Here is a 17,020-nt window from a genome sequence, read left to right as displayed (position 1 = left end):
CCGATGATTGACGTGGCCTCAACCATGCCCGATGGTGGGTGAATTGGGCGTTGTGCGGCCTACGGGTGCGGCAGGGCGCGCGGTCACGGCCGGGGGGAGCCGACCATGGAGCGAGAGCCAAGGGACCAGCGTGCCGCGGGACCCGGCGGCGAGGGCGGAGGCAAGGGCAGGGGCAAGGGCAAGGGCGACGGCCCGGGGCAGTTCGGACCACCGCCGCCGTCCGCGGCCCCGCATGCATCCCCGTACGCACCTCCGTCCGCATCCCCGCACGCACCTCCGCCCGCATCCCCGCCCGCGCCTCCGTCCGCACTCCCGCCCGCACCCCAGGACCCACCACCACCCCCACCCCCACTGCCCGTCCAGCCACCGGACAGCGCTTCCGAGCGGTCCCGCGGCCCCCTCCGGCCCCTGGCCGTCGCCCTGCTCAACCTCACCGGCCTGGGCCTCGGCTACCTCCTGCTGCGGCGGCCGATCCTCACCGCGCTCTGCTGCGCCGCGACCGCGGCCCTGCTCCTCGTCGCCCTGCCCGCCGACGTCGACGGCGTCCCCGGCGGCCTTCTCGTCGGCTATGCCGCCCTCCTGGCCCTGGCCGCCGCCCACGGCGCGCTGCGGGCCGTCCGCGACCGCGGCCACTGGCCGCTGCGCGCGCCCCTCGCCGCCGGGCTCGGCGTCGTCCTGCTCGCCGTACCCGCCGGTGGCGCCTTCGCGTACGAGAGCGCGCGGGACGAGGCGGTCGAACAGATGCTCCTCGACCGCCTCGCCAAAGCCGACCGCACCGTCGCGGGCCTCGACGGACAGCCCTTCGACGGCCCCGCCGAGACGAAGTACGCCAAGGCCCTGCGCGTCTACCGCTCCCTCGCCGAGGACCACCCCGGCTCGAAGGCCGCCGGCCGCCTGTCCGACAGCCTCGGCGCCTACTACCGCTCCGTCAGCGCCCCCTACACCGCCCGGCGCTACTGCGACGCCGTCACCCCGCTCACCCACCTGCGGACCGTTCCCCGCGCCCTCGGCACCCCCGGCAAGGACCACCTCGGCACCCTCGCCACCTGGCCGGACGGCCGCCTCGCCACCTCGCTCCACGCGTGCGGAACCGACGCGCTCGGCCGCCCCGCCGCCGACGCCCCGCTCGCCGAGCTCCTGCGCACCTTCCCCGCCTCGGACCAGGCCGCGAAGGTGGAACCCGCCCTCCGCGACGCCATCGGCGCCCGTACGGCCGCGCTCAAGGGCAAGGATCCCTGCCCCGCCGTCGAGGAACTGCGGGCCCTCGGCGCCACCGCCGCGTCCCTGCCCGGCGACGCGGTCGACGCCACGGCCCTGCGCGGCGCCACCGACCGGGCCGTGGAGCGCGGCGTCTACGCCTGCGGCATGGACGAGTTCGAGGACGCCCGCTTCGCCAAGGCCGCCGCGACCCTGAACGGCTTCGCCAAGGCCTACCCCGCCGGCGAGAAGCGCGACCGCGCCAAGGACGTCGCCATCGCCGCCGAGATCGCCGCGGAACGCCCGAGCGCGGGCCGCCGCCTGCCCCCGGCCGGCCCCGCCGGCGGCAGCAAGGTCGACCTCGTCCTCGCCAACCTCGGCCCCGGCGAGCTGGAGGTCCTCTACACCGGCCCCACCACCGGCAGGGTCACGCTCAAGGACTGCGCGTCCTGCCGGATCTTCGCCGCCAAGTCCCAGGGCGACAAGGCCTGCCGGGCCGGCGTCACGCGGTACCCGAGGGCCACCCTCAGGCTGCCCGCCGGCGAATACCACTTCCTCTACAAGCGGGCCACCGTACGCAATCGAGCCGACGGTGCGAGGATCAACCCTGCCTACCGCTACACCGACTGCTCCTTCGTGACCCGGGGGAGCGCCGGTCTCGGACTTACTTAAGTCCTGGTCAGGGGCACGCCGGGCCGTCATTGCCCGGCGTCGTACCGCGTGATACACAGAGTAACCAGACCTCACGCACGAGGAAACGTACGAAGTCGGCCAACGAATGGCGCCAAGGCGTCATCCACGGCCGCGATTGTCGGCGAGAATGAGCTGTCCTCTGCACCGAGGTAGGCAGAGGTGGCAGAACAACCCACTAGGGGCGGTGAGTTACAACATGCTTATGGCAGCCGAAAAGGGCGACATCACCACCATCATCGGCGGGATCGCCCCCGACTGGGGTCCCTTCGGGAGTCTGGGCAACGAGGCACGCGTGATGATCGAGGTGGTGATGGCGATCGCCATCCTCCTCTGTCTCGGCATTGCCATCTGGGGCGCGGCGAAGCAGCGCATCGGCGCGACGGCGCTGCGGGACACCTTCAGCGCGGAACAGGGCAAGGGCCTGATCATCGCGGGCCTGACCGGAGTCTTCATCATCGGTTCGCTCGGCACACTCTTCACCATCGTGTACGGCATGGCGGTCTAGCGTCCCCATCCCCCGCCTCTGCCACGTCCCCCCTCCCCCTGTCCCCCCTGTCCCCCTCTCCCCACCCGTCCGTCGTGCCCACCGGCTGAGGTTGCAACTCCCTGATGTCGAGTCACCACACCGCGCCCGCGCGGGAACCAGCACGGCTACCGTCATACGTGTCCTGCGTGATGGTTCAGCGAGAGGTTGAGGGGGCGGTCGCGGCATGAGTCCCGACGACGAGCGGAACGACGGCCTCTTCGGCGGCTCGGGAGAGACCAGGACGAGGCTCCCCGAGGGGGAGGGCGGCGACGACGTCTACGGCGGCGCGCGCAGATCCGCCCGTACCGGGCGGTCCTCCTCCCGGAGCCTGGTGACGGTGGTCGGCGTCGTGGTCCTGCTGATCGCGGCGATCGCCTTCGCCAACCGGGGCGGCGACGACGACTCCGCGGGCGCCGGCGACCCCAAGAAGCCGGCCGGCTCGGCGACGGCCCCTTCGGGGGAGAAGCCGGTCGGGGGGAAGACGGAGGGGATCGCGACCGGCTTCGCCAAGACGGAGCAGGGGGCGCAGAGCGCCGCGGCGAACTACGCGGTGGCGCTCGGCTCGGCCGAGATGTTCGACAAGGCCAAGCGCGACGCCATCGTGAACACGGTCTACACCCCGGACGAGGCACGAAAGCGTCAGCCGACCCTGGACAAGGTGTACTCGGGCAAGGACTTCCTGGCCGGCATCGGCCTGAACCCCGACGGCACGCCTCCGAAGGACACGAAGTTCGTCTCCCGAATCATCCCGGTGGGCACCCAGGTCAAGAAGTTCAGCGGCGACAGCGCCAACGTCGAGATCTGGTACTCGTCGCTGTTCGGCCTGGCGGGCGAGAACACCAGCAACCCGGTGTCCGAGAGCTGGTTCACCAACACGTACGAGCTGCAGTGGGTCGACGGCGACTGGAAGGTCGCCGACTTCCGGCAGAAGGACGGCCCCGTCCCGGTCGGCCGTGACCAAAGGGCATCCACCGCCGACGACATGGCGGAGGCAGTGGAGCAGTTCGGAGGGTTCACCTATGCCCGGTAGTACCCGTCGCCGCACCCTCACGCTCGCCGCTGCCTTCACCACAGTGCAGACGGCGGCCGTGCTGCTGGCCACCCGCGCCCTGGCGGCGCCGGACCCGGAGCCTTCCGACGACCCCTGCGAACTCATCCGCGGCCCCGCCAAGAAATACTGCGAGAAAGGCCAGAAGGCCGACTCCGACTCCGGCAGCAACCTCCCCGCCGACGACCCCATCAGCCCCAGCCTCGACCCCCTCAGCTCCCTGGCCAAGGGTTGCGCCGAGGCCGCCTCCTGGACCGTCGACAAGCTCTCCGACGCCGTGAAGGAGACCGCCGACGTCGACTTCACGAACGCCACGTTCCTCCAGCAGTACGCCGTCGTCTTCGCCGCGTCGACCATCCTCACGCTCCTGCTGTGGCTGCTCGCCGTGGCCAAGCGGGCCGTGCGCGGCGTGCCGCTGACCACCGCGATCTCCGAGGCCATCGGGTTCCTGTGGCTGACGGTTCTCGCCTCCGCCTTCACGCCGCTGATCCTGTACACCGTCGTCTCGGCCACCGACGGCGTCTCGGACGTCATCTCCAAGGCGACGGGGGGTCAGACGGACCAGTTCTTCGGGACGTTCGCCGGCGCCCTGAAGAAGGGCGAGGACATCGGCGGCGGCCCGATCATGCTGATCGTGGTCTCGCTCGTGTCGATCCTCGCCGCGGGCGTCCTGTGGCTGGAGCTCGTCATCAGGGCGGCGCTCCTCTACGTAGGGGCACTCCTCGGCACCGTCGTCTACGCCGGACTCGTCGACAAGAACCTGTGGTCACACGTCCGCCGCTGGGCGGGCATCATGATCGCCGTCATCCTCGTCAAACCGATCATCGTCATCGTGCTGGGCCTCGCCGGGGCGCTCTCCGCCGAGGACGGACCCGACGCGTTCTCCGCCGTCGTCTCCGGGCTCTCGATCATCCTGCTCGCCATCTTCGCGAGCGCGATGATCTACCGCTTCGTCCCCGGATTCGGCGACGAGATCGCCGGCTCCCGCAACAACCGCATCATGCGCGGCGCCGAGAACAAGGCCGCCGCCGTGATCAGCTCCCCGGCCTCCCTCGTCTCCCAGGGCATCAAGACCCACAGCGCCCGGGGCAACGGAAGCGGTGGTGGCGGGAGCAACCAGCCCCGCCCCGCCAACCCCGCCGGTGGCGGCGTCGCCGCCCACAGCAGCCGTCCCACCGGGGGCGGCGGCTCATCGAACGGCGGCGGATCTGTCCCCTCCGCCGCACCCGCGCCGCGCAGCAGCACCAGCGCGACGAACACCCCGCACGCGGGCAACCGCGGCGGCTCCCGCAACAGCAGTACCAACCGCACGGGAGGTGAAGGGCGTTGACGACCCAGTCCCACGTGTCCCAGCCGGTCGCGCCCCGCCGCACATATCTGATCGGCCGTGCGCGGCCGAACGCGATCGTCGGCAAGAACCGCGAGACCGGGGAGATCGCCCTCATCATCGTGGGGGCGTTCCTCGGCATGATGTGCGGACTCCTCGTCCCCGTCCTCTCCCTGCGCATCGTGCTGCTCACCGGCCTGCCGATGCTCGCCATCGCGGCGGTGTACGTCCCGTACAAGGGCCGGACGTTCTACAAGTGGTTCGAGATCAACCGCACCTACAAGCGTTCCCTGAGGCGCGGCACCGCCTACCGCTCCGCCGCCCCGGAGGCCGGGGTCAGGCTGGACGGCCGCGAGGTCGAGGTCGGGCCGCCACCCGGCATCGGCCGCATCAGCTGGCTGGCCGCGCCCTTCGGGCCGGATGAGATCGCCGTACTGCTGCACGCCGACCGGCGGACCGTCACCGCCGCGATCGAGATCGAGGGCCCTGGCGTCGGCCTGCGCGACAGCGAGGACCAAGAGGCCCTCGTCGACCGCTTCGGCACGCTCCTCAAGCACGTGGCGAACGGCGACGGCTTCGTCACCCGCCTCCAGATGCTCGCCCGCACCCTGCCCGCCGACCCCGACGCCCACGCCAAGGACGTCGCCGTGCGCGGCGACGACCGGGCCCTGCCGTGGCTCCAGGAGTCGTACGACCAGCTCCAGTCGATGGTGTCGACCAGCAGCGAGCAGCACCGCGCCTACCTCGTCGCCTGCATGCACTACTCCCGTGACCTGGCCGCCGAGGCCCAGGCCATGGCCCGTGCGGCCCGCCCGGTGGGCGGCAGGAAGCTCGACAAGGACGCCGGTCTCGCCGTCGTCATGGCCCGCGAGCTGACCGACATCTGCTCGCGGCTCCAGGAGGCCGACATCCGCGTACGGCAGCCGCTCGGCCAGGGCCGCCTCGCTTCCCTGGTCCACTCCATGTACGACCCGGACCACCCCATCGACCACATCCAGGCGATGACGAAGCGCAACGCCTGGCCCGCCGAGCTCGACGCCACGGAGGCCACCTACCTCCAGGCCAAGACCCGCGAGTCCTCCACCCGCGCCCCCTGGTGCCACGCCACGGCCTGGGTGAAGGAGTGGCCGATGACGCCCGTCGGCGTCAACTTCCTCGCGCCGCTGCTCGTCCACACCCCCGACGTGATCCGCACGGTGGCCGTGACGATGGACCTCGAACCCACCGAGGTCGCCATCGAGCGGATGCTGACCGAGAAGACGAACGACGAGGCGGAGGCGAGCCGCCAGGCCAAGATGAACCGCACGGTCGACCCCCGCGACATCGCCTCGCACTCCCGCCTGGACCAGCGCGGCGAGGACCTGGCGAGCGGCGCGGCGGGCGTCAACCTCGTCGGCTACATCACGGTCTCGTCCCGTTCCCCGGAGGCCCTCGCGCGCGACAAGCGCACCATCCGCGCCTCCGCCGGCAAGTCGTATCTGAAGCTGGAGTGGTGCGACCGCGAGCACCACAGGGCCTTCGTCAACACGCTGCCGTTCGCGACCGGCATCCGACGCTAGAGCGCAAAAGTGCGAGCGCGCAATTGCGCTAGACGGTATCGACGTAGAGGCAGGCTGTTGCGATGCGGGATCCGCTGACCGTCCTCACGGACGCCTTCACCTCCTTCCTCTTCGGGAAGGTCGAGACGACCAGGCTTCCGGTGCGGACGTCGACGGGGCAGGCCCAGGCGGTCTACCTCCCGACGGCCGCGCCGGGACTCGGCGACTCGGGTGTGATCATCGGGCGCGAGGTGTACTCCGGCAAGGGCTACATCTACGACCCCTTCCAGCTGTACGGGCAGCAGCTGCCCGCACCGCACTGGCTGGTGCTCGGCGAGTCCGGCAACGGCAAGTCGGCGCTGGAGAAGACGTACGTCCTGCGGCAGCTGCGGTTCAAGGACCGGCAGGTCGTCGTCCTGGACGCGCAGGGCGAGGACGGCGTCGGCGAGTGGAACCTCATCGCCCAGGAGCTGGGGATAACTCCCATCCGGCTCGACCCGACGGCGGCCCTGGACATGGGCATCCGGCTCAACCCGCTCGACCCGGCGATCACGACGACGGGTCAGCTGGCGCTGCTCCGGACGATCATCGAGGTCGCGATGGGCCACGGCCTGGACGAGCGCTCCGGCTTCGCGCTGAAGGTCGCGCACGCGTACGTGAACGAGACGATCGTGGAGCGGCAGCCGGTCCTCACCGACATCGTCGAGCAGCTCCGCCACCCCGAGCCGGAGTCCGCCGAGGCCATGAACGTCGCCCTGGACGACGTGCGGGCCTGGGGCCTGGACGTGGCGCTGGTCCTGGACCGGCTGGTCGACGGTGACCTGCGGGGCATGTTCGACGGCCCGACGACGGTCGGCATCGACCTGGACGCCCCGCTGATCGTCTTCGACCTCTCGCACATCGACCGCAACTCCATCGCCATGCCGATCCTGATGGCGATCGTGGGTGTCTGGCTGGAGCACACCTGGATCCGGCCCGACCGCAAGAAGCGCATCTTCCTGGTGGAGGAGGCGTGGCACATCATCAACTCGCCGTTCGTCGCGCAGCTCTTCCAGCGGCTGCTGAAGTTCGGCCGCCGGCTCGGTCTGTCGTTCGTGGCGGTGGTCCACCACCTGAGCGACGTGGTCGACGGGGCCGCCGCGAAGGAGGCGGCGGCGATCCTGAAGATGGCCTCCACCAGGACCATCTACGCCCAGAAGGCCGACGAGGCGAGGGCGACGGGCCGTGTCCTCGGACTGCCGAGGTGGGCGGTGGAGATCATTCCGACCCTCACCCCCGGCATCGCGGTGTGGGACGTGAACGGCAACGTCCAGGTGGTCAAGCACCTCATCACGGAGACGGAACGGCCGCTGGTCTTCACGGACCGCGCCATGACGCAGTCGTCGGCCGACCTCGCCGACGACGCCATGCGGGCGGCCGAACTCGAGGCCGAGGAGCGGGCGGCGTACATGGAGCAGCATGCGGGATGACTGGGAGCGCGGCCGCCGGGGCGCGGGTGCCGAGCGGGGTGTTCCGGACGGGCTGCTGCTGGGGGTTCTCGGCTTCCTGCTGGTCTCGACGGTCCTGGTCTGGTCGGCGACGAACCTCGCGGCCCTGTTCGCGCACGGCGCCTGGCCGGACCGGGTGACGTTCGGCCATACGCCGCTGGCGGTACGCCACTTGGTCGGTGACCCGCAGGACCTGCCGGGCGCCTGGCCCGAGACCCCGCCCGCGCAGCTGTCGGGGTACGGGCTGTTCTGGGGCCTGTTCATCGGCCAGTTGATGGTGCTGGTCGTGCTGGCGGTCTTCGTGATGGGGACGGTGGCGAGGTGGCGGGCGGTACGGCGGACGGCTCGCGCCGAAGGCGCGGCGGGGGCGGTGGTGCGTGTACGCGCCGGGGGCGAGGAGCTCGCCACGCGTGGTCCAGTTGCTCCGGTCACCCCAGTCACCCCGGCCGCGTCGCCCCCCGAGGGGCCTCGCGACAAAGGCACCGAGCCCGGCCCGCACCACCTCCCACCCACGCGGCCCGAAGGCCCGGAGCACGGCACCGTCCCTCTGCCCGCACCCTCCGAGAGCCCGGAGCACGGCACCGTCCCCCCGCCCGCGCCGGCCACTCCGCCCGAGGCGCCCCGCACCCCTCTGATCCTCGGCACCCCGCAGACCCGGCGTCCCCACGCGCTGCGGGCCGTCCAGGACGCCGAGGGCGCGGCCCTGGTCCTGACCTCCGACCCCACCCTGTGGGAGGAGACGAAGGACGCCCGCGCCAAGCTGGGCCCCGTCCTCCTCTACGACCCCTCCCACCTGTGCGACACCCCTGCCCGCATGCACTGGTCCCCCACCTCCGGCTGCCGGGACAAGGCGACGGCCGCCCAGCGCGCCGCCGCCCTCCTCGCCCCGACGAGGCCGACGGCGAGGCTCGACGCCGCCGTGGCGGACCTGGCGGAGACCTTGCTGCGCAGCTTCCTGCACGCCGCCGCGGTGGCCGACAAGCCGATGAAGCACGTCCACCGCTGGGCGCAGGGCACCCAGGTCCAGGAGGCGGTACGCATTCTCCGTACGCACCCCGAGGCCGCGTCCGGCGCCGCGGGCGAGCTGGAGGCGGCCCTCACCGCGTATCCGGAACGACGTGACATCGCGCAGGAGTTGACGGCACGTTCGCTGTCCGCCCTGTTCACCGTGCACGTCCGTGAATCCTGCACACCAAACCGAACTGATGCGCTCACCCTGGATTCCTTTGTGCATGAAGGGGGCACGCTTTTTGTGGTGGGTGAGGCGATCGAGGATCCCAAGTCCCGCCAAGGCCCGGGTGCCATGCCGCTGCTGACGGCACTCGCCTCCAGCGTGGTCGAGCACGGCCGGCGCATGGCCGAACGGTCATCCTCCGGTCGGCTCGACCCACCAATGACGCTCGTCCTGGAGGACGCCGCCGCCGTGGCGCCGCTCCCTCAGCTCCCGGACCTGCTCGCCACCGGCGCCGACCGGGGCCTGCCCACCCTGGCGCTGCTCCGCTCCCGCGAACAGGGCAGATGCCGCTGGCCGGACAGCGCACTGCCGGTCTGACGCCCCCGTAGGACCCCGCTCACACTCCCGCGCCCGCCGGGCCTCGCGCCGCGTCCACCCCGTACAACCGCAGGAAGATCCCGACGCCGTCCCGCACGATCTCCTCCACCTCGGCCTCCGCCAGCGGCAGCGCACCGAAGTACGACTCCGCCGTGACACCGCCGCCCACCATGAGCGCGAGGTGCCTGGCCGCCTTGCGCGCGTTCGCCTCGTCGACGGCGAGCAGGCCCTGCCGCCCCAGTTCGAGGAGCCATCGGGCCAGGGCGTCCTGGGATGCCCGCGGACCGATCCGCTGCCACTCCTCAAGGACGTCGGCGGGCAGCCGCCGCCCTTCGGGGATGATCTGGCGTACGACGGAGAACTGCCCGGGGTGCGCCTCGCTCTGCCCGACCCATTCGCGCGCGAAGTCGAGCAGGTCCTCCTCGACATCACGCACCTTGCGCAGATGCCGCTCGAAGAGCGCCTCCGTGGCGGCCGTCACCGACTCCGCGCTCTCCAGGAGCACGGCACGGAAGAGGCCCTCCTTGTCGCCGAAGTGGTTGTAGATGGTGCGGGTCGACACCCCGGCCTCGGCGGCGATCGCGTCGATGCTGGCGCGCGTGTAGCCCTCGCGCCCGAAGACGGTCCGGGCACCGCTGGTGATCGCCCGGCGCTTCTCCGCCATCCCCTTGCGCGGCGGCTTCCGGTCCACCGCGCCCGCGCCGTCCTTGTCGCGTTCGCTGTCCCTGTCGCGCCCGCTGTCCTTGTCGCGCTCGCTGTCCGCATGGCCCGCCATGGCGCCGCCTCACCTTCCCGCGTCAGAAAAAATTACAACGTCCGTTGTAATGGCTACAACGCTCGTTGTACTTTACTCGCATGCCTACCGAGACCGCTCCGCAGGCCCCTCCCGCCACGCGCCGGGGCCGTCCCGTCCTCACCCTCCTCGTCGTCCTGCTCGGCATGCTCACCCTGCCGATGGCGATGTCCGGCACCACCGTCGCCCTGCCCCGCATCGGCTCCGACCTCGACGCGTCGGGCGCGGCCCTCCAGTGGGTGGTCGTCGGTTACTTCCTCGCCGCCTCCTCCTTCATGCTCGTCGCCGGTTCGCTCGGCGACATCTTCGGCCGCCGCCGCGTCCTCACCGTCGGCGCCGCGCTCTACGCCACCGGCACTCTCGCCTCCGCCTTCGCCCACCACATCCTGTTCCTGGACGCCGCCCGCCTGCTCTCGGGCATCGGCGCCGCGGGCGTCATGACGAGCGGCGGCGCCCTGCTCGCCGCCACCTACACGGGAGCGGCGCGGACCAAGGTGTTCGCCTCCCTCGGCACCACGGCGGGCGTCGGCATCGCCATCGGCCCCACCTTCTCCGGCTGGATGGTGGACGGCCTCGGCTGGCGCACCACGTTCCTGGTCTTCGCCGCGGCCGGCGGCGCGATCCTCCTCGGCACCCGCCTCCTCGCCGAGTCCCGCGCCGACACCCCGTCACGCGTCGACAAGGCCGGCGCCGCCACCTTCATCGGCGGCCTCTCCCTGACCCTCTTCGCCGTCACCCAGGGCTCCAAGGCCGGCTGGACCTCGGGCGGTACGCTGCTGCCGCTCGCCGCGGGCACCGCCCTCCTGATCACCTTCGTACGCGTCGAGAAGCGCCTCGCCGCCCGCGGCGGCGCACCCGTCCTCGACCTCTCCCTGGCCCGGCGCCCCGCCTTCCTCGGCTGGGCCCTCGGCTCCTTCGGACTCGGCGCGGGCACCACCGGCGCCCTGGTCTACCTGCCCACCTACCTCCAGGGCACCGGCGACACCACCGCGGGCGACGCGGGACTGATCCTGCTCCTGATGACCGTCCCCGTCCTCGCCCTGCCCCCGCTCGGCGCCCGCCTCGTCAACCGCGGCGCCCCGGCCCGGCACCTGCTCGTCCTGTCCCTGCTCCTGATCGCCGCCGGCAACGCCTGGCTGACCACCCTGCACCCCGGCATCTCCGCCGCCGCCCTCGCGGGGCCGCTGCTGACCATCGGCGCCGGCCAAGGCCTGTCCGCCGGCATCATCGACGCCCAGGCGCTCGGCATGGTCGCCCCCGCGCAGGTCGGCATGGCCTCCGGCTTCCTGAACACCGTCCGCGGCGGCACCGGCGCCGTCATGCTCACCGTCTTCGGAGCGCTGCTGCTCGCCCTCCTGGAGTCCCGGGTCGGCTCGGCGGAGCTCGCCGGGCGCATCACCGCGGGCGCCGGCGGCCACGCCGAGCAGTTCACCGAGGCCTGGCGGATCGTCCTGTGGTCCGTGGCGGGCCTCAGCACCGGCCTCGCGCTCCTCGTCCACGCCCTGCTGCGCCCCCGCACACGTACGGCGAAGACCACCGTCACCGCCCCGGCCCCCGCACCGGCCCGCACCCACTGACCGACCGACCGATCACCACCCACCGCACGCCCGCACCTGAGGAGTACGCCATGTCCACCACCCCGCACCCCACCACGACGCCCCTGCGCCTCGCCGTCATCGTCGGCTCGACCCGCGACGGTCGCTTCGGACCCACCGTCGCCGACTGGTTCACCGCCCTCGCCGAGCGGCATACCGCGTTCACCGTCGACGTCATCGATGTCGCCGGCCTCGAACTGCCCGCCGCTCACCCGGACTGGGGGACCGAGCGCACCCCCGCGCTCACCGCGCTCGCCGAGCGGGTCGATGCCGCCGACGCGTACGTCGTGGTCACCCCCGAGTACAACCACAGCTTCCCGGCCGCCCTGAAGCACTTCATCGACCTGCACCGCACCGAGTGGGAGGCCAAGCCGGTCGGCTTCGTCTCCTACGGAGGCGTCGGCGGCGGCCTGCGCGCCGTCGAACAGCTCCGCCTGGTCTTCGCCGAGCTGCACTGCGCGACCGTCCGCGACGGCGTCAGCTTCCATGGCGCCTGGGACGACTTCGGCGCGGACGGCCGCGCCCACGAACAGGACGGCGCGGCCGGCGCCGCCAAGGTGATGCTCGACCAGCTGGCCTGGTGGGCGAAGGCCCTGCGCACGGCCCGCACGGAGAACCCGTACCGCTGATCACCGGCCACCAGGGCCGGCCAGAGCCGCCGACAAGCCCGCTAAGGCCGCTGAGGCCGCTCAAGCACCAGCTCGTACTCCCGCGCGGAGGGGTCGCCCGGCACCGGGGCGACCCCTCCACTGCGTACGAAGCCGAACCGCCGGTAGAACGCCTGTGCCCGCGGATTGTCCTCATGGACGTACAGCCGCACCCGCTCCACCCCCTCCAGAGACCACGCCCACGCCACAGCCGCCTCGAACAGCGCGTCCGTCACACCGCTGCCCCGGTGCTCGGGCCGCACGAACACCCCGACGAGATGCGCCTGCCGCCGCTCGATCACACCCCCGAAGGCGTCGTCGTGCCCCGCCTCCTCGATCAGCACCGTCACGGAGCCGGCCCACACGCCATGCGGGTCCTCCGCCACGAACTGCCGCGCCCGGAACCCTCTCGACGCCCCCGCGGCCCGCTCCTGCCAGTACGAGTCCGGCTTCACGGCGGCATCCTCGTACGTCTCCAGGAAGGCCACCGGCGCCGCCGGATCCCGCAGCGCGGCCAGGCGCAACTCCCTGACCTGGGGCCACTCCTCGGCACGGACAGCTCGTACGACGTGGTTCATGCAGTGATCCTAGATTCCGCCCGGCCGTCACGCCCCGTCGTCAGGCCCTGCCGCCACGCCCTGCCGTCCCGCCCGGTCGTCGCGCGGGGCCCCTCAGGGTCGCCGTCGTACCCCGGTACTACCCGCCACCGCCACGTCCCGCCCCCGGTCCGACGATCCGCGCCCCCGACCGCGCCAGCATCGAAGCCATGACGATCAGGGCATACGGACTGACCAAACACTACGGCGGCAAGCCCGCCAAGAAAGCCGTCGACGACCTCAGCTTCGAGGTCCTGCCGGGCACCGTCACCGGCTTCCTCGGCCCCAACGGCGCGGGCAAGTCCACCACCATGCGGATGCTGCTCGGCCTCGACGCCCCCACCGCCGGCCGCGCCACCATCGGCGGCCGCGCCTACACGTCCCACCCCGCGCCCCTCAGCGAGGTCGGCGCCCTCCTCGAAGCCCGCTCGGTCCACCCGGGCCGCTCCGCCTTCCACCACCTGATGGCGCTCGCCCACACCCACGCCATCCCGAAGAGCCGCGTCGAGACCGTCCTCCACCTCGCGGGCATCGACGATGTCGCACGCAAGCGCGTCAAGGGCTTCTCCCTCGGCATGGGCCAGCGCCTCGGCATCGCGGCCGCCCTCCTCGGCGACCCCGCCACGGTCATCCTCGACGAACCGGTCAACGGCCTCGACCCCGAGGGCGTCCTGTGGATCCGCACCCTCCTCAAGTCCCTGGCCGCCGAAGGCCGTACGGTCCTCGTCTCCTCGCACCTCATGAGCGAGATGGCGCTGACAGCCGACCACCTCGTCATCATCGGCCGCGGCAGGCTCCTCGCCGACACCACCGTCGAACGCTTCGTACGCGACTCCGGCACCGGCTCCGTGAAGGTCGTCACCCCCGAGGCCGGCCTCCTCACCGAACTGCTCGCCGCCCCCGGCGTCCACATCACCGGCAGCGTCCCCGGCGCCCTCGAAGTACGCGGCACCGACGCCGAACACATCGGCCGCACCGCCGCCGCCCACAAGATCCCCCTCTTCGAACTCACCCCGCACGCGGTGTCGTTGGAGCAGGCCTTCATGGACCTCACCCGCGACTCCGTCGAATACACCGCCTCTACGACCGCCCCCGCCACCTCTCAGCAGGAAGGAGCCGCCGCATGAGCACCCCGGCCACCACCACGTACCGCCTGAGCACCAAGGGCATCCTGCGCTCCGAGTGGCACAAACTCCGCACGCTCCGCTCCACCTGGATCACCCTGCTCACCGCCATCACCCTGGTCATCGTCGTCGGCGCCACGATGGGCTCCACCTACGACGGCGACGACTCCGAGGTCGACACGATCGTCTTCACCCTCCTCGGCACCCAGCTCTCCCAGATCTGCCTCGCCGTCCTCGGCATCCTCGTCACCGCCGGGGAGTACTCGACGGGCATGATCCGGGCCTCCCTCACCGCCGTACCGCGCCGCCTGCCCGTCCTGTGGTCCAAGGCCGCGATCTTCACGGCGGTCGCCTTCGCGGTGTCCTGGACGACCAACGTCGTCACCTTCCTCACCGCCCAGATCTGGCTCTCCGGCACCGACAAGGAGCTCTCCCTCACCCACGACGGCGTCCTCGGCGCCCTCACCGGCAGCGCGGCCTCGCTCACCCTGCTCAGCCTCATCGCCCTCGGCCTCGGCGCCCTGCTGCGCTCGGTGCCCGGCGCCATCGGCGCGTTCGTCGGCTCCGTGCTGATCCTGCCGGAGGTCCTCGGCATGCTGCCGTTCAGCGCCGTGGAGAGCGCCATCAGGCACTTCCCCGTCCAGGCCGCGAACTCACTCGGCTCGCTGACCCGCGTGGAGGACACCATCGCCCCCGGCACGGCCCTCATCACCCTCGCCCTCTGGGCGGCGGCGATCATCGCCGCGGCATCGGTCCTCCTCAAGCGACGGGACGTATGACCGAGCGGCCCCATGCCGGGAGTTCGCTGTACGAGGATGAGGCCGTGACCGAGCCGCACCCCCTCACGCAGTTCCTCCAGCGCTGGACCCAGCGGGTGCGCGCCTTCGACAGGCGCCGCCCGCTCGTCTGGGACCTGCTGATCACCGGCTTCTTCGTCGTCGCGGCACTCGTCGACGCGAACGGCGGCTGGCGCAACACCGCGCCCAACACGCACGTCCCCGGCTGGCAGGTCTTCCTGATGAGCCTCGGCCTTTCGGTCCCCCTGTTCTGGCGCCGCCGCCACCCCATGGCCGTCCTCGCGACGATGGTGGCGACGAGTCTGCTGAGCAGCTGGACGGGCGCCATGCTCCAGGCCGCACTGCTCCAGATGATCGTCCTGTTCGACATCGCGATGCGGCTGCCCCTGCGGACCCTCGGCCGGGCGGGCCTCCTCATGACGGCGCCGCTCGTCGTCGGCGCCGTCCGCTTCCCGCGCGACTCCTGGGACCAGCAGATCCTCCCGAACGTATGGGCGTACGCGCTCGTGGCGCTCTTCGGCATCGCGGTGCGCTCCCGGCAGGACTACACCGCCGCCCTCGTCGAACGCGCGCGCAGGCTGGAGATCGAGCGCGACCAGCAGGCCCAGCTCGCCGCGGCCGCCGAGCGCACCCGCATCGCCCGCGAGATGCACGACATCATCGGCCACAACCTCTCCGTCATCACGGGCCTCGCGGACGGCGGTTCGTACGCCGCCGCCAAGTCCCCGGAGCGCGCCGCCCAGGCCCTCGAAGCCATCGGCACGACCAGCCGCCAGGCACTCTCCGAACTCCGCCGCCTCCTGGACGTCCTGCGTGACGACACCCCCGCCACCGCCGAACGCTCCCCCCAGCCCGCCCTCACCGACCTGGACCAACTCATGGACGGCGTACGGGCGGCGGGCCTTCCGGTACGCAGCACCGTCAGCGGCCGCCCCGACTCCATCCCCGCCGGCCGCCAGCTCACCGTCTACCGCGTCGTCCAGGAAGCGCTCACCAACACCCTCAAGCACGGCGGCCCCACCGCCACCGCCACCGTCGCCGTCTCGTACACCGACCACGGCGTCACGGTCGAGGTCACGGACACCGGCACGGGCGGCAGCGGCGGCGCACCCGGCCCCGGAAGCGGCGACGGAAACGACCGCGGAAACGGCCGCGGCCTGACTGGCATGCGCGAGCGAACTTCCCTGTACGACGGCACACTTGAGGCAGGCCCGCTCCCCGGACCACCGGGCGGCTGGCGGGTCCACCTCCATCTCCCGAAGGACAGCGAGACACCGTGACGACCGTGCTCATCGTCGACGACCAGCCCATGCAGCGCTTCGGTTTCCGCATGCTCCTGGAGAGCCAGGACGACATGACGGTGACCGGCGAGGCCGGCAACGGCAGCGAGGCGATCCGCATGGCCGCCGAACTCCACCCCGACGTGGTCCTGATGGACATCCGCATGCCCGGCCTGGACGGCATCGAGGCCACGCGCCGCATCGTCGCGTCGGGCGACCGCACCCGCGTCCTGATCCTCACGACGTTCGACCTCGACGAGTACGCGTATGACGGCCTGCGCGCGGGAGCGTCCGGCTTCCTCATCAAGGACGCACTGCCGGAGGAGCTACTCTCCGGCATCCGCGCGGTCGCATCGGGCGACGCGGTGGTGGCCCCCAGCCTGACCCGCCGCCTCCTGGACACCTACGCCGACCACCTCCCCACATCGGGTACCTCGCCGACAGACCCCGCGAACCATCCGCGCCTGTCCTCCCTCACCGACCGGGAACGCGAAATCCTGACGGTCATCGGCCAAGGCTGGACGAACGCGGAAATAGCCTCCCGGCTGCACCTCGCGGAATCCACGGTGAAAACGCACGTGGGCCGCATCCTCGCGAAGACGGGCGCGAGGGACAGAGTCCAGGCGGTGATCCTGGCCTACGACACGAAATTGGTGCGCCCGGCGTGAACGTAAAACGCCGTGAACGCAGAAAACCCCCGCACCGTAAGGTGCGGGGGTTTCCCGTTCAAAATTAGTTCGGCGGCGTCCTACTCTCCCACAGGGTCCCCCCTGCAGTACCATCGGCGCTGTGAGGCTTAGCTTCCGGGTTCGGAATGTAA

15 protein-coding genes and 1 rRNA gene are annotated in these 17,020 nt (G+C 71.7%); 13 read left to right on the top strand and 3 right to left on the bottom strand.

Going from position 1 to position 17,020, the window contains the following annotated elements:
- Positions 1-105 precede the first annotated feature (105 nt).
- From ACF062_RS29560 to ACF062_RS29530, 7 genes are all read left to right on the top strand, one after another.
- On the top strand, positions 106-1,869 hold the full coding sequence (locus tag ACF062_RS29560) for a hypothetical protein (protein WP_392142716.1): 1,764 nt from the start codon (positions 106-108) through the stop codon (positions 1,867-1,869).
- Between the two features lie 217 nt (positions 1,870-2,086).
- Positions 2,087-2,395 (top strand): hypothetical protein, encoded by a 309-nt coding sequence (locus tag ACF062_RS29555; protein ID WP_055570172.1) that lies wholly within the window; start codon positions 2,087-2,089, stop codon positions 2,393-2,395.
- 205 nt (positions 2,396-2,600) lie between these two features.
- Positions 2,601-3,446 carry a hypothetical protein gene (locus ACF062_RS29550; protein ID WP_392142715.1) on the top strand — a complete coding sequence of 282 codons (846 nt, stop codon included), beginning with the start codon at positions 2,601-2,603 and terminating at the stop codon, positions 3,444-3,446.
- On the top strand, positions 3,436-4,794 hold the full coding sequence (locus ACF062_RS29545; protein WP_392142714.1) for a hypothetical protein: 1,359 nt from the start codon (positions 3,436-3,438) through the stop codon (positions 4,792-4,794). The genes ACF062_RS29550 and ACF062_RS29545 overlap by 11 nt, the downstream gene beginning before the upstream one ends.
- Positions 4,791-6,350: an SCO6880 family protein gene (locus ACF062_RS29540; protein WP_392142713.1), complete on the top strand. Its 1,560-nt coding sequence runs from the start codon at positions 4,791-4,793 to the stop codon at positions 6,348-6,350. The genes ACF062_RS29545 and ACF062_RS29540 overlap by 4 nt, the downstream gene beginning before the upstream one ends.
- Positions 6,351-6,412: 62 nt before the next feature.
- A complete protein-coding gene (locus ACF062_RS29535; RefSeq protein ID WP_223775490.1) occupies positions 6,413-7,798 on the top strand; it encodes an ATP-binding protein in 1,386 nt (461 codons plus the stop codon).
- A complete protein-coding gene (locus ACF062_RS29530) occupies positions 7,788-9,368 on the top strand; it encodes a type VI secretion protein (protein ID WP_392142712.1) in 1,581 nt (526 codons plus the stop codon). The genes ACF062_RS29535 and ACF062_RS29530 overlap by 11 nt, the downstream gene beginning before the upstream one ends.
- 19 nt (positions 9,369-9,387) lie before the next feature.
- On the opposite strand, the gene ACF062_RS29525 is transcribed toward ACF062_RS29530, so the two are convergent.
- Entirely contained in the window at positions 9,388-10,143 is a 756-nt protein-coding gene (locus ACF062_RS29525) for a TetR/AcrR family transcriptional regulator (protein ID WP_392142711.1), read from the bottom strand.
- Between the two features lie 80 nt (positions 10,144-10,223).
- On the opposite strand from ACF062_RS29525, the gene ACF062_RS29520 reads away from it, so the two are divergent.
- Entirely contained in the window at positions 10,224-11,738 is a 1,515-nt protein-coding gene (locus ACF062_RS29520) for an MFS transporter (RefSeq protein WP_392142710.1), read from the top strand.
- Positions 11,739-11,788: 50 nt separating this feature from the next.
- The gene (locus tag ACF062_RS29515; protein WP_392142709.1) at positions 11,789-12,385 is read left to right on the top strand and encodes an NADPH-dependent FMN reductase; all 597 of its coding nucleotides are present in this window, start codon (positions 11,789-11,791) and stop codon (positions 12,383-12,385) included.
- A gap of 41 nt (positions 12,386-12,426) precedes the next feature.
- On the opposite strand, the gene ACF062_RS29510 is transcribed toward ACF062_RS29515, so the two are convergent.
- Positions 12,427-12,981, bottom strand: a complete 555-nt coding sequence (locus ACF062_RS29510; protein WP_392142708.1) for a GNAT family N-acetyltransferase — start codon at positions 12,979-12,981, stop codon at positions 12,427-12,429.
- A 188-nt stretch (positions 12,982-13,169) separates the two neighbouring features.
- On the opposite strand from ACF062_RS29510, the gene ACF062_RS29505 reads away from it, so the two are divergent.
- Genes ACF062_RS29505 through ACF062_RS29490 form a run of 4 tightly spaced genes read left to right on the top strand, consistent with a single transcriptional unit; the run spans position 13,170 to position 16,868 of the window.
- Positions 13,170-14,126 (top strand): ATP-binding cassette domain-containing protein, encoded by a 957-nt coding sequence (locus ACF062_RS29505; RefSeq protein WP_392142707.1) that lies wholly within the window; start codon positions 13,170-13,172, stop codon positions 14,124-14,126.
- Complete coding sequence (locus ACF062_RS29500) at positions 14,123-14,902, top strand: ABC transporter permease (protein ID WP_392142706.1); 780 nt, start codon at positions 14,123-14,125, stop codon at positions 14,900-14,902. The genes ACF062_RS29505 and ACF062_RS29500 overlap by 4 nt, the downstream gene beginning before the upstream one ends.
- Positions 14,899-16,200 carry a sensor histidine kinase gene (locus ACF062_RS29495; protein WP_392142705.1) on the top strand — a complete coding sequence of 434 codons (1,302 nt, stop codon included), beginning with the start codon at positions 14,899-14,901 and terminating at the stop codon, positions 16,198-16,200. Before ACF062_RS29500 ends, ACF062_RS29495 begins: the two co-directional genes overlap by 4 nt.
- A complete protein-coding gene (locus tag ACF062_RS29490; protein ID WP_392142704.1) occupies positions 16,197-16,868 on the top strand; it encodes a response regulator in 672 nt (223 codons plus the stop codon). The genes ACF062_RS29495 and ACF062_RS29490 overlap by 4 nt, the downstream gene beginning before the upstream one ends.
- A gap of 67 nt (positions 16,869-16,935) precedes the next feature.
- Here the strand turns inward: ACF062_RS29490 and rrf are convergent.
- A 5S ribosomal RNA gene (rrf, locus tag ACF062_RS29485) occupies positions 16,936-17,020 on the bottom strand; the annotation flags it as partial.

The sequence above is a fragment of the Streptomyces sp. NPDC015345 genome, from assembly GCF_043078805.1.
In the GTDB taxonomy this organism is placed as follows: domain Bacteria; phylum Actinomycetota; class Actinomycetes; order Streptomycetales; family Streptomycetaceae; genus Streptomyces.
The sequence above is the reverse complement of the archived record's forward strand: the minus strand, read 5'-3'. Positions and strand labels throughout refer to the sequence as shown.

Bases quoted from the DNA above. Each gene is read 5' to 3' on its own strand.
- ACF062_RS29495 (WP_392142705.1), top strand. From the start codon at position 14,899: ATGACCGAGCGGCCCCATGCCGGGAGTTCGCTGTACGAGGATGAGGCC.
- ACF062_RS29555 (WP_055570172.1), top strand. From the start codon at position 2,087: ATGCTTATGGCAGCCGAAAAGGGCGACATCACCACCATCATCGGCGGG.
- ACF062_RS29515 (WP_392142709.1), top strand. From the start codon at position 11,789: ATGTCCACCACCCCGCACCCCACCACGACGCCCCTGCGCCTCGCCGTC.
- ACF062_RS29560 (WP_392142716.1), top strand. From the start codon at position 106: ATGGAGCGAGAGCCAAGGGACCAGCGTGCCGCGGGACCCGGCGGCGAG.
- ACF062_RS29535 (WP_223775490.1), top strand. From the start codon at position 6,413: ATGCGGGATCCGCTGACCGTCCTCACGGACGCCTTCACCTCCTTCCTC.
- ACF062_RS29510 (WP_392142708.1), bottom strand. From the start codon at position 12,981: ATGAACCACGTCGTACGAGCTGTCCGTGCCGAGGAGTGGCCCCAGGTC.
- ACF062_RS29545 (WP_392142714.1), top strand. From the start codon at position 3,436: ATGCCCGGTAGTACCCGTCGCCGCACCCTCACGCTCGCCGCTGCCTTC.
- ACF062_RS29500 (WP_392142706.1), top strand. From the start codon at position 14,123: ATGAGCACCCCGGCCACCACCACGTACCGCCTGAGCACCAAGGGCATC.
- ACF062_RS29505 (WP_392142707.1), top strand. From the start codon at position 13,170: ATGACGATCAGGGCATACGGACTGACCAAACACTACGGCGGCAAGCCC.
- ACF062_RS29525 (WP_392142711.1), bottom strand. From the start codon at position 10,143: ATGGCGGGCCATGCGGACAGCGAGCGCGACAAGGACAGCGGGCGCGAC.
- ACF062_RS29550 (WP_392142715.1), top strand. From the start codon at position 2,601: ATGAGTCCCGACGACGAGCGGAACGACGGCCTCTTCGGCGGCTCGGGA.
- ACF062_RS29530 (WP_392142712.1), top strand. From the start codon at position 7,788: ATGCGGGATGACTGGGAGCGCGGCCGCCGGGGCGCGGGTGCCGAGCGG.
- ACF062_RS29520 (WP_392142710.1), top strand. From the start codon at position 10,224: ATGCCTACCGAGACCGCTCCGCAGGCCCCTCCCGCCACGCGCCGGGGC.